6 protein-coding genes are annotated in these 13,468 nt (G+C 49.1%); all 6 read right to left on the bottom strand.

Annotation, left to right across the window (positions count from 1 at the left end; all coding sequences use genetic code 11):
- Positions 1-126: 126 nt before the first annotated feature.
- A complete protein-coding gene (locus ACNQFG_RS12645; RefSeq protein WP_154255331.1) occupies positions 127-1,092 on the bottom strand; it encodes a helix-turn-helix domain-containing protein in 966 nt (321 codons plus the stop codon).
- A gap of 422 nt (positions 1,093-1,514) precedes the next feature.
- Positions 1,515-2,783, bottom strand: a complete 1,269-nt coding sequence (locus ACNQFG_RS12650; protein ID WP_423405161.1) for an IS110 family transposase — start codon at positions 2,781-2,783, stop codon at positions 1,515-1,517.
- A gap of 484 nt (positions 2,784-3,267) precedes the next feature.
- On the bottom strand, positions 3,268-4,650 hold the full coding sequence (locus tag ACNQFG_RS12655) for a relaxase/mobilization nuclease domain-containing protein (protein WP_423405162.1): 1,383 nt from the start codon (positions 4,648-4,650) through the stop codon (positions 3,268-3,270).
- A gap of 68 nt (positions 4,651-4,718) precedes the next feature.
- Positions 4,719-5,051 (bottom strand): plasmid mobilization protein, encoded by a 333-nt coding sequence (locus ACNQFG_RS12660; protein ID WP_423405163.1) that lies wholly within the window; start codon positions 5,049-5,051, stop codon positions 4,719-4,721.
- The gene (locus tag ACNQFG_RS12665; protein WP_423405164.1) at positions 5,048-12,289 is read right to left on the bottom strand and encodes a DEAD/DEAH box helicase family protein; all 7,242 of its coding nucleotides are present in this window, start codon (positions 12,287-12,289) and stop codon (positions 5,048-5,050) included. Before ACNQFG_RS12665 ends, ACNQFG_RS12660 begins: the two co-directional genes overlap by 4 nt.
- A gap of 73 nt (positions 12,290-12,362) precedes the next feature.
- The gene (locus tag ACNQFG_RS12670) at positions 12,363-13,382 is read right to left on the bottom strand and encodes a hypothetical protein (RefSeq protein WP_223474522.1); all 1,020 of its coding nucleotides are present in this window, start codon (positions 13,380-13,382) and stop codon (positions 12,363-12,365) included.
- Positions 13,383-13,468: the final 86 nt, after the last annotated feature.

A 13,468-nucleotide genomic window follows, 5' to 3' on the forward strand; every position in this document is an offset into this window, starting at 1 on the left:
ATCTCTGAGAAAATGAAAATGTGGTGTGGTTAGCTTCCTCTAATCACACCACATATAATAGCAATTTGCGCCCACGATTCCAACCCAAAACCAATTTTATTCTACCCAAAATCAGTATTTTTGCATTTATCCAATCGTAGCTTCTGCTTTATAGTTTTTCGGATTCACTCCGTATTTCCTTTTGAACGCCGCTGCGAAATTGCTCGCTTTTGAATATCCCACCAGTATAGCCACCTGGCTGACATTCAAATTACTTTCTAACAGCAGGCTTGCCGCCTTTTCTAACCGCTGGTCGATGACATACGCATGAACCGATGTTCCGAACAGGGAGGAAAAGCCCTTCGTCAATTTTGAAGTGCTGATATTGACCTGCCGCGCCAATTCCTCGCAGCTCGGAGCCAGGGCAAGCTGGCTGTCAATAATTCGCTTTGCCTCTATGATGGAATCCCGGTCACTTCTGGAAATTGCAACGTAGGTTGACGCGAGAATACTCAGCTCCAGGACCTCGCTCAAATATACCGACAACAACTCAAAGACCTTGCTTTCCAGAAACAGGTATCCCAACCCGCCGCGATATTGCGTGAAGTCTTGCAGCTCCGCAAAAATGTGTTCCATATAGGGCGTGATATTCACCTTTGATATGCCGTCCAATAATTTTTTCTGATAGACCTCGATCTCACCAGCCTCAAAGTAGTCATTCAGAATCTTATAGAAATAGGATAGAGGTATTTTCACATTTTTGAAAAGGAAATCGCTCTTTTTAGAATAGCACAGATATTCCATTTTCCCGTGGCCGCGATAAATACAGGATTCACCCTTTTGTATGCTGGCACTTTGCCGGTTGTCTGCAATATTCCAGGAAACGCCGTCATTGAAGCAGAACAGCATTTGTATGTATTCTTCACTGCTCACTCCCTGCACGTTCATATCCGAAAAGTAATTCATTCTCCAGTCTGAAACAACTGCTCCCTGTTTCGTGACGATCTGCGAAATCTGACCGGTTCCCATGTCTGTCGGAATATCTATGGTGATCGTCTGCGGTGAATTAGAGAGCAGATCACGATAAAGATTATTCATGTATTGATTTGTCATGTATGAGCGCCCTCCTTATGGTTAGCTAAAGCTAATAACAGTTTACAACACCAACCCGGAAAAGTCAATTTGTATTCCTTGTGTAGCCAGAGCCATGATGGATCACACCATGAATGGAGGTTCAGCCGTGGCCTTTTTCTGTTTTTCTTTGCGGATACAGCCATTTTACCCTTTCCAGATTGTAGTATTAGTAGAGGGAGAAATAGAAGGTAGGGTTTCGATAGACCAATTAAGCAAAGTCAATAGCACGTGTGGCTGATAAGAACAAAATCGAACGGTTTGTGTTCAGCATTCACTGCTTATAACTCTGCCATCGCTTACACCAAGTAAAGAACAAGGGCAGTGAAAGATGCCAAATTCAAATTTTTCGCATACCAAATAAGGCCCTGTGTTTGCTTCAGGGCTTGAATCTCTCAAAAACTTCAGGCTGCTTTTACAAATCCCTGTTCAACAGCATGCTGCTCTGGCGTTTTCAGTTCGAAGGGCTTCTGGTCACGCAAGACTGCAAAGATTATAAAGACCAGTTTGTGCATTGACGCTGCTTGAGCAACCTTTGCCGGTTTGTTTTTACATTTCTTTTCATAATAACTGAGCAGTACGGGGTTCGCTGCAGAGTCCTTTCTGCGCTTACAAATCGAATTAACCACTCCCATGTGAAGTGCAGCTCTTGCATAGGGAGAGCCACGTTTTGAGAGCTTGTTCTTTGTTCCTCTGAATGATCCGGATTGCCGCTCTGTTGGGTCTAAATCAAAATATGCTGCAAGCTGTTTCGGCTTCTTGAACAACGAGATATCTCCGATTTCTCCTAGTAAAAGGGCTGCCGAATGACTACCAATACCAGGGGTGCTTTGCAGTAAAGAAACGTTGTTTCGCATTTCTTTTATCTGAGCCATCAAATTATCTATTGCGGTTTCTATTTGAAGCACACTTTCGGACAATGTACGAAGCATTTGAATGGTACACACAATGAGTGTTTCATCGGCACATGAATGAATCCCCAATGTCTGCGCTTTTTGTGCTGCGGAGATTAGCAATCCGGCTTTCTTTTTAGCAAAACTATAACCAGACTTGCTTGCAGCAGCAATCACTTCAACCAGTTCTGATTCTTCCTCTACAAGCAAAATGGTCGGCGTTGGAAAACGTACAAGCACAGCGCAGGAAGTGACGCCTCCCACATCGGAAAAGACCTTATCATAGCCTGGAAAGGTCTGATCCAAAAGGGCTGTTAATCGGTTTTTATAACTCGAAACGTCGTTCAACAATTCCGCACGATGTCTGCAGAGCTGGCGTAGCGCACGCGTTGCCGTTTGAGGAATTTGGGAAGGACGCAATGTCTTTGTTCGATACATCATTGCCAGTTTGAAGGCATCCACACGATCGGTTTTCCTCTTTCTGATAGAGAAGTCCTTCATCGAATTGCTTTGAAGTGGATTCACCACGATCACGTCATATCCATGCTCTGAGAAAAATTGAAAGAGGATCAAATGGTAGTGTGAGGTGGACTCCATCACAATAACAGGCTTACTGAAAAAAAGCCGCTCAGCCTTTTGGAGTAGGGCGTTCGCTCGATTTATCGATGTTTCGTCGTGATAAATCTTTTCTTGCGCAAAGATTTTGTTGTCTGGCGACAAAATGCACATATCACTGAATTGTTTGCTGACATCAATTCCAGCTACCGGACAATAACTCATATACACCTCTCCTTTCAGGGCAGTTTCGCTTCTTCGCAAAAGTAACAGGCGCGTTGTTGACACGGGTAACGGTTGTGCCGACCCAACCAATCAAAACATTGAATCTTTTACGAAGCGAACGGACGGTCTACGCTGTTAGTAATTCCTGAATGGAAACCAAGCAAGCAGTTTTGCCACTTTCAGCCCCAGTTAGTACTTCAATATTACTATGTTTTGGAAATCGGCACAACCATATAACCGTCTTTGATGAAACTATTTTTGTTTCATCGATGACATTGTACCAGCAAGCAGGGCAAGTTGGTACCAACTTGCGATTTTTGAATCGGATTTTTCAAATCTAAATTCAAAATGCTTGTTGGGCTGTGCCCAAACCCCTTTATTCTGCATCGTGCCGATGCAGGCTGCGCGTTTTTTCAAAACGCTTCTATAACAAAAAGGACAGCCTAGGACTCTCCCACAAGGAAGAATCCTAGGCTGTCATCGTTTATCGGGACTGTGCTTTTTCGGTGGGGTTCTTTTCTTCGGCAAAGAACAAATCTACGTTACGCTGCGCACGAAGAAGTTCCTGCACCTCGTCTTTCGCTTTACGGTAATCCGGGTAGGCTGCTTTCTTCTCTGTCAGCAGCTTGGAATATTCTGCGTCCAGTTCTTTCACTTTGGGCAGCTTTTTCAGGCCAGATTCATTGAAAGCGGCTTTTGCGGCCTTGTGCAGTGTGATCTCCGCACGATGGCTTTCCAGAAACCGCTTGCTGTACCCGGCTTTGCGGTAGGCATCATAAACAGGCCGGGTCTTGGCATAGTTGACGATGTGCGCTTTCAGCACAGCAATTTCCGCCATCCGTGTTTCTGCTGCCTTGATTGAATCGCCCAGTTCGTGATAGCGAGCAGTAGCAGCGTTCACGCGCTCCTGCATTTCCGCTACGCTGCCGATTTTGTGCTCCTGCAAGAAAATCAGCGTCTTGGACATTTCTTTCAGATTATATTTTTTCGCCCACTGCGCATAGCCGCAGCTCTTTCCCTCGGCCAGCTTTGCCTGCACATCCACCAGAAGATTGAACGGTTTTTCTTTCACCGTCTGCTTCTGGCGCGGACGGTGTTCGGCTTTTCCAGCAATCACAGCTTTCAGTTCATCCTCGCTGTACCCAGCACCCAGCGTTTTGAAGCGGATGAACCGCTTCTGCCGTGCGCCCTTGACGGAAGTGTATTTTCCGCGTTTGACTTCATAGCCCTGCTGTTCCAGTTTTTGCAGAAAATCTTCGTAGCCTTTAGGCTTGCCGGCCAGAATGGTGTCGATCACGCTGCATAGACGGTCACGATTGCTTTCTTTGGGTGGATAGAGGGTACGTTTCTGCCGTTCCCGGTAGGGCTTTATTTCAATAACAGAGAGCTGATGCTCCAGACAAATCAAGTCGCTCAACCGCTGCACGGCCAGACCGGAAAAGAAAAAATCCCGGAATTTCCGGGTGCTGTCCAGTGCAGTGGAGTTGTAGATAATGTGGTTATGAATATGCTCCCGGTCTGTGTGGGTGGCAACGATAAAAGCGTATTTGCCCTTGGTAAACCGCATGGCAAGTTCATAGCCCACCTTGTTGGCTTCCTCGGCGGTGATCTCACCGGGTTTGAAAGACTGTCGAATTTGATAGGCGATGATGTCGCTTTTCTGTCTGCGCCCGGTAGCAAGTTCATACTGCCGCTTGGAAAGCATAAATTCTTCATCGACTGTCAGAGGGCTACACTCGTAGCAGCTTACCAGTTCACCTTGTTCGGTCTTATCTGGATTCTGCACATAGTCTGTGCGGCTTTTCAAGCAGGCCACAACGGTTTTCCCCTTATTTTTGTGCAGCGCAATCAAACGTGTTGCGGCCATGTCCACCACCTCCCACAGTTTTATCTTTATAATATGTAGCCCCACAGCCGAAGCCGCAGGGCAAAAAATCAGAGGTCAGCCAGCCGGGAAAGAATCTGCTTGCCAATATCAATCAGTTTATCCAACCGAGTGCGCAAATCCTCCAAATCGGCGGCATAGACCTGACCGTTTTCATTGGCGGCTTTGGCATACTGGTTGAGATTGTTGCTGCACATTTGCAGGAGATAGGCCATGCGGCGCAGCTCCTGCAAATCGAGATGCAAACAGTAGCCATCCAGTGCCATCTTGCGCAGATAAGAACCGATGCTTAAAATGCCGCTGGATTCCATCTTCTTCCGAATCCGTTCCAGCTCCTGCTTGCTGACCCGGAAATGGAGCTGCTGGTCGCGACGGTCGTTCACCGGGCATCACCATCCTTGTCGAGATAGCTCTTGAACGGCTTGACGATTTCTGTTTTGTCTGCCTTTTCTTCCAGAGCTGCCAGCACAGAGGGGCGGCGAGGTTCATCCTCCCTTTCTTCCTCATCCTGCTCCGGCTCATGGTGCTTTTCGTCCACATCTAACTGGGCATTCAGTTCGGCAAGACGAGCCGACTTTTCAGCCAGTTCTTCTTCCTGCGGGAACGGCTTTTCCACTTCGATCTGCGCCGCCGCTTGATGCTGTTTCAGCGTGGCCAGTTCATATTCAGCAGAAGTGATGCGTTCCGGGAAATCGTTCAGAGAATGATCCAGACGGATGATACAGCCAAGAGGGTCTTTGCCCAGTGCTACCGGGTATTTCCGCTGACCTTTCAAAAGAGCCTGATATTCGCTGTGGTAGGTGTCGAACCGCAACGACAGTTCAAAGCCGCGATAACTGCCGATCACTTTTTCCTCACTGTTAGGCAGCTCGGAGCAAGCGAGAAGAAGCCGTTCGCCTGCAGCCTTTTTGTCATCGTACACCATGCCCTTGATGGTCATGCCGCAGAATCCCTCTTGCACCTGTGGGTGTGCGGCGGCAAGTTCGGCATCCGATTTCACGCCAGCAATATAGGCGGTGGTTTCCTGAATGTCAGCCGGGAACTTTGTGAGCAGCTTATCTTCCAGACGGAACTTCTGGCTCTGATGGTCGGCTTTCAGCACCTTGAGCTTTGCGACCTGCACATCCAAATCCATCTTTTCCTTGATGAGCGGATTTCCTGCGCACAATGCCTTGATTTCTGCATACGAAAGAGCCTGTTCGTCCACATCATCGCAGGAGCGCATCGGAGATTTGGAGGTCATGATTTGGCTGATAAATTGCTGTTTATTCTCAAGGGTCTGGAACAAGTACGAATCAAACGTACCCTCCGTGACATAGTTATAAATCCGGACTTGCTTATTTTGGTTGCCCTGCCGGATAATGCGTCCATTGCGCTGGGTCATGTCGCTGGGCTTCCAGCCAACATCCAAGTGATGCACCGCCACAAGCCGCGATTGCACGTTCGTTCCTGCCCCCATTTTTGCCGTGCTTCCGAGCAGAATCCGCACATCGCCGGAGCGCACTTTGGAGAATAATGCAGCCTTTTTTGCTTCGGTATCGGCATCGTGGATGAACTCAATTTCGCTTTCCGGCACCCCGGCGGCAAGCAGCTTTGTGCGAATATCATCGTAGACATTGAAATTGCCATCATTCTTCGGTGTCGAGAGGTCGCAGAACAAAAGCTGTGTCAGCTTTTGCTCCTTGCCATCTTCCCAAATTTGCAGCACGTTCCGAACGCAGGCGTTCAGCTTGCTGTTGGGGTCATCGGGCAGCAAGGGATTCATCAGGCGAACATCCAGACCGATCTTTCGGCCATCGTTGGTGACACAGAGCATATTATCCTCGGACGCATCCACCGCGCCGGAGTGGATTTTCGCAGCGCGCTTGCTCAGTTCCTGCACCATTTCTTTCTGAATTTCGGACGGTTTCGCCACCACCGTCTCAAATTTTGCATCAGGCACCGGGAGATGAAGCTGGTCGCTGGTCTTGATATCTGCTGCTTCTTTGAACATCGCCATCAGTTCAGGCAAGTTGAAGAACTTCGCAAAACGAGTGCGTGCACGGTATCCGGTGCCTTCGGGCGCAAGTTCGATGGCAGTAGTAGTTTCACCAAAAGTAGAGGCCCAGCAGTCGAAGTGTGTCAGCCCTTTTTGCTGGAGCGTGCCATATTGCAGATAGCGCATGACCGTGTACAGCTCCGACATGGAGTTGCTCACGGGCGTTCCCGTAGCAAACACCACGCCGCGCCCACCTGTGATCTCATCCAAGTAGCGGCACTTTCCGAACATATCGCTCGATTTTTGCGCTTCACTTGTAGACAAACCAGCGACATTGCGCATTTTTGTCGTGAGGAAAAGGTTCTTGTAAAAATGGCTCTCATCCACAAAAAGCCTATCCACGCCCAACTGCTCAAAGGTGATAACATCATCCTTTCTCGCATCGGAGCGTAGCTTTTCCAACTTGATTTCCAGCGTTTTGCGTGTCTTTTCCATCTGCTTGATGCTGAAATTTTCGCCGGCAGTGGCTTTCAGTTCGTTGATGGCGGCAAGCGTTTCATCAATCTGCTCCTGAATAATGCGTTCTTGCCGCTCATAGGACAACGGGATGCGCTCAAACTGTGAATGACCGATGATGACCGCATCGTAGTCCCCAGTCGCAATTCTCGCACAGAATTTTTTGCGGTTGGCGGTTTCAAAGTCCTTTTTTTGAGCTACCAGCAGCTTGGCATTGGGGTATAGGTGCAAAAACTCTGCCGCCCATTGTTCCGTCAAATGGTTTGGCACGACAAAAAGACTTTTCTGACACAGGCCCAGACGTTTAGATTCCATTGCCGAAGCTGCCATCTCAAAACTTTTGCCGGCACCCACCTCGTGTGCAAGCAGCGTATTCCCACCATAAAGCACATGAGCGATGGCGTTACGCTGGTGTTCCCGGAGCGAAATTTCCGGGTTCATACCGACAAAATGGATGTGGGAACCATCGTATTCGCGCGGTCTGTTGCTGTTGAACAGTTCGTTGTACTGCTTCACCAGTGCAATGCGCCGCTGGGGGTCTTGCCAGATCCAGTTGGCGAAAGCATCTTTGATTACCTGCTGTTTCTGCTGCGCCAGCATGGTGTCCGTTTTGTTCAGGACGCGCTTCGGTCTGCCTTCTTCATCTTCAATGGCATCATAGATGCGCACATCTTTCAAGTTGAGCGTATCTTCCAGAATCTTGTAGGCATTGGCGCGGGATGTGCCATAGGTTTCGGTGGAGGTAATGTCGCCTCTGCCCATAGCCGACTTGCCCTCAATGCGCCATTCTGCGGTATAGGGAGAATATCTCACTTTAACTGCATGACGCAGATAGTAGGGAATCTGGAAAGTTTCTGCCATAAACTTTTGGATGATCTCCGGCGCAAGCCATGTTGCACCCAGACGTACATCAATCTCAGATGCTTCAAGGTCTTTCGGCTGCGCCTTTTCCAATGCGGTGACGTTGACTGCAAACTCCGGGTTGGTTTCGGCGGCAAGCTGTGCCATGCGCAGTTTTGCCCGGACATTGCCGGACAAGTATTCATCCGCCATTTGCCAGCCCGCTTCTGGGTCAGTAGGGTCTGTGCCGAGGTCTTTGAAAATTACGCCGGATAGTTCGCTGGTGATTCGCTCATAGTCGCCGGGAGTGCCGAGCAGCTCTGCCATATAGGGCAAATCCACCCGGCCACGCTCTCCGATGGAAATTGCAAGTGCTTCCGTGGGAGTGTCCACGCTGGTGACAGTACGTTCCGGGCGAATGGTGCGTTTGGTGAACATCGCCGCCTTGCTTTTGAGTTGCCCCTGATCGTCCAGATTTTCCAGAGAACACAGCAGATAGTAAGAAGAATCCTGCTCAAATAATCTGCCGTTTTTGCGGTCATTCAGCAAGCCGTATTTTGCAGAAAAGTCATCGTAGGCGGCATTCAGCTTTTCCTGCGTAGCCTGAATGTCGGCATCTGGGTAGTCGTTTAGCTGCTGGTCAATCAACTCATTGACGATCTGCCGCAACTCCACCATACCAGCTACACGGCCTTTGGCGTTGTCGGAAAGCTCCACCTGTGTCATAACAGAATTTTCGCGGTAATACACTTCACCGTCAACCACGGTGTAGGAGAAGTTCTTCACATCCGGGTCAGCAGGGAGAATGTGTCGCTCATTTTCTGCATCCGCAATATCTGGTGTTTCGACCTCAACTTCCGTGTACAGTCCCTCAATATGCTGCACCGCTTCTGCAAGCTGGTCTGCCAGCACTGCACCCTCAATGGGTGCAACGGTGAGTTCCTCCCGTCCGTACTGGGTGCTTTCGGTGGTCAGCTCGCCCAGCACCATCTCCGGGTGGTCTACGAAATACTGGTTGATGGCAAAGCCATCTTCTGTTTTGCCCAACTGCACCCAGTCCGGCTCGTGGTCGATGGGGCGGTCACGTTTTTGCAAAAAGATAATGTCGCTGACAACATCCGTGCCAGCGTTGGCACGGAAAGCGTTGTTGGGCAGACGAATGGCCCCCAGCAAATCGGCTCGTTCTGCCATGTGCTTGCGGGCAGAAGAATCTTTACTGTCCAGCGTGTAACGACTGGTAACAAACGCCACCACGCCGCCCGGACGCACTTGGTCGATGGCTTTCGCAAAGAAATAATTGTGGATGCTGAAGTTCAGCTTGTTATACGATTTGTCGTTGACTTTGTAATTGCCAAACGGTACGTTGCCGACCGCTAAATCGTAGAAATCCCGCCTATCCGTGGTTTCAAATCCGGCCACTTTGATGTTGGCCTCCGGGTACAGCTTTTGGGCAATCCGGCCCGTGATACTGTCCAGTTCCACGCCGTACAGCCGGCTGTCTGCCATGCTCTCGGGCAGCATTCCAAAGAAGTTGCCCACGCCCATACTAGGTTCCAGAATGTTACCGCTGTGGAAACCCATGCGCTCCACGGCATCGTAGATACTACGGATGACGGTAGGGCTGGTATAGTGGGCGTTCAGCACGGAGCTGCGGGCTGCGGCATACTCGTCCTCGGAGAGCAGCCCTTTCAGTTCCGTGTACTCTTTTGACCAGTTGCTCTTATCCGGGTCAAAGGCATCCGGCAGACCACCCCAGCCCACATACTGCGAAAGCACTTGCTGCTCCTCGGCGGTGGCTCCTCGGTGCTCCTGTTCCAGCTTGAACAGGGTGCGGATGGCTTCAATGTTCCGGGCATATTTCTGCTTTGCGCCGCCCTCGCCCAGATGGTCGTCCGTGATACGGAAGTTTCCGGCAGGCTCCGGCGCAGGTTCAGCATTCAGGGCTTCATCCAAGGCAGCGGCATCCGGGAAGGTCTGCCACTCGCCATTGACCTCCACAGAGATAGGCAACTTGTCCAGTTCCTCATCAGGTGTAGGTTCATCCCGCCGCAGACCGTCCTCGAATTGCTGCTTGTTGAGTACCTCGTTGCTCCACGAATAGCCCTGCGCACTGGTGTCGATGCGCACATCGGTTTCGCCAACATAGCCGATGGTTCCTTCAATCGTTCTGGTGGGAAGGTCTACTACAACTTCGTCCCCGACCTTATAGTCAACGGCCTTTTCGGGAGCAGCGTCAAGGGCCTCGTCCTGCTGTTCGTACAATTCCCGGACAACAGATAGCGGTTCTTCCCGAAAAATTGGCATCCGCAGGTCGGCCAGTGCCATATCCTGCAAGGAAACCTTGCCCTTATCAAAATCCACTCCGCCAATCCGAAATTTCCGGCCATCCATATTGATGATGGAGCCGATGGGCAGATAGTCCTCTTTGTGCAGATGTTTAGTCTGGTAATGAGTCCCATCTTCGTTCAATCCGGCAAGGTAAACATCATTGCCCGCAGACCACAATTCTTTTGACTTTCTTGCCCATAAGCTAGGTGGAAAGCCTGTGACCTGAACTTCGCCCAGTGCTGTTTCTCTCGTAAACAAAGCACTGTTGAGAACTTTTGCGACCTTGGCAGCATCTTCTCCATAGAACATAAAATTGCCACCAGCTTCAAATCCAACCAGAGTATCCGGGTGCTGCGCCTTTAATGCAGTGTATTCGGCTGCACTGGCGGCGTTCAGTTCAAGGGGAAAGTCGTTGACTCTTCTTTCTTTGTCCGACAGGTAGCGGTCAGACTGAATCATCAGGTGAATATATTTTTCGACCTGATTCCAGCGGAGAAGCACTTTCTGATGGTCGGGATAATGCTCAAACGTCAGCCCCTTGCTGTCATGGTCAAGCCAACCACTGCTTCCGTCCAGATAAGTGTGTGAAGAACCGCCGGGGCCATACGGTGCATATTCGTTGGCAAGAGCTTTTGCCCGGAGTTTTCGGTCAGGCTGCAACTGATAAATTTTCCATATCCGAAGTTTGCTGCCTTCAACATTGGAACCTCTCCGCAGCGCGTTTTCGATCTCAGCCTGTGACAAAGAGAAAGCGGAGGGCGATTTTTCGCTCTCCGCTTGGTCGATGGATTCAATTTGTTCAGCTTCGGTGGGAATGTGTGCATCGAAGAAACTTAGCTGTAAATCAGCTCGTTCATCACCAGTTCCTCGGCCTGTGCTTTCAGGCTGTTCATGTGCTGCACCCACTCCATCTGATACTGCTCCTTGTTCGGGGCCGGGTTCTGTTTCAGCAACTCCTGCATGGTCTGCCGCATCCGGCTCTCTGCGGTTTGCTCCACCTCCAACAGGTGCGGATGCAGAGTTCCCGACAGAAGCATCGTGTTGTACAGCACCGGGCGATGCTTCATCAGGTAAGTCCGGCGCAGTCGCCCGTACTTGCCCAGTGTTTTCTCCTGCCGGGGCAGGGTCAGGTTCGGGAGCTGATAATCCCCGATGGTCGAGTAGGTCACGTTCCTGCTGTTCATATTCATACTGGCTCCTTTCTACATTGCGGCGGCGGATTGTCGTCTTTACGGTTCTTTCGATGTTGCGCAGCACATCCCGGCTGCACTCGCTGACTGCGGTGCCCAACGCATACACGGCGGCAGGAGTGGAAAAGGAGAAGATGGCCTGAAAATCGTCCCGGTCAAAATGTCCTTCCGGCTCAAAACCGCATCGTTCAAGGACAGCATAGGTGATGCTGATTGCAGCGGCACTTTTGAACTGGAACTCCTGTCCGGCTTCATCATAATCCATCAGGAACGAGCCGTCAACGATGTCGAGAATGTCACCGCTGTTGTTATCCCAATAGGAATCCACCAGCTTGCCGCAAATGTCCGCGATCTGCTGGGTGATTCGTTCATGCCGGACACCGTATTCTCTGGCAAGCATTTCTGACACAGGCTGAACCAGATCAGGGCCGAGCTGCCACACCTCAGGGTCACGAGAATTGCGGCGCACCCCGGTATCGCTCACATCAAAAACATAGTGCAGACGCGGCACACTGCTGGACTGGTCTAACAAGGCGATGCCTTTGGAGCCGCGCCGGACATAGCGATTCATGCGATCATTCCAGAGGTCGAAGCTGGCGCAGGCGGTGGCATCAGGACGCTGGGCGTAAATCATGAGCTGGTCTGCATAGTTGTACTTGTACAGCCGGGATGCAGTGGTCAGGTAGTCCGACCAGTTTTCCCAATATCGGGTCAGTTCCTTTGCCGTTTGCTGGGCGAGGTTAAGGTATTCTTGCGTTTTGTTTGGCATTGCGTTCCTCCTTTCAGCTTCAGGGTATAAAAAGAGCGGGCAGCTCCAGCCACTGCCCGCTCAAAAACAAAAATCATTCGATTGTAGCTAAAATCCTTTTGGGAAGCCTGTCTGTGATCTCATCCTCAGTCGTCCAGAATATTGTGTTCTTTTGGGCAATATCAAAATGAAGTTTCACGTCTTTTTTACAGAGCTGAATTACAGGTTTACCAAGTCCCATTGCATACCCTTCTTCAAAATATGCACCATTATTTTGGTGAGTTAAATCGACAACAATAAACTTACTGTTTTTTATATATTTCAACAATTCGGGGGTTATGAAGTCGTTGTGCTCTACTTCATCAATAAAAATCGGATGATAGCCAGCAGTTTGGATGCCTTTTCTAATAGAATTACGCAACTTGAGAGTGTCGTCGCCGAATTTCATTGCAACAAGCACATCTTTTTGAGAATTTAGTTCAATTCTAATGTCATCAAGTCTTGAATATCCTTTTGGGGTTAATGTTATGGGACGCTTTCTTCCCGTATACGATGTAGGACTTTCAATATACTCTTGTTTGACAAGGCAGTTAACGATGTACTTTAGCTGCTCATTACGCAATTCTGTAGGACGTGGCATCCACCTATCATCAATGTACTCAAATTGTTCGACAAAGAAATTTGCATAAACTCTGTCATTTTCCAAGAGAACGGGACTCCCCCAATAAGGTGTATGAGACTCTATCCATTGCAAAATGAAATCGACTTTTTCAGAAAAACGTTTAGGATACCAATTTTCAACATCAAGAGGAGTCAAATGAACAGGATAGCCAAAGTTGGATTTGTTCGTTTCAAACTCGTGCTTTTTTTCGGCGCAGTATTCTTTTGAACGTGTTGAAAAATAGCGCAGATCATTTTGCGGGTAACCATTGTATGCCAAATAAACAGATAAGTGATTCCAATTAAAATCCTTAAAGGTAGAAACAGCAGGATAGAATTCTAATCGTCCACAGATGGGACAACTAAATACTCGTCTGTACTCTGTCAAATCTTCTATAACTTCTACTGAGGTTTGACATATGGGACAAGGCCCAGTTTTTGATGTTACACTCATTTATTCCTCCTTGGTTGAGTGGAAACTATTACTTTTATTTTAATTATACCGATTCTTCTTTATGTTGACAAGGTAATGACGAGAAA

Origin of the sequence: Faecalibacterium prausnitzii, assembly GCF_049532945.1 — a bacterium.
GTDB classification, from domain to species: domain Bacteria; phylum Bacillota; class Clostridia; order Oscillospirales; family Ruminococcaceae; genus Faecalibacterium; species Faecalibacterium prausnitzii_N.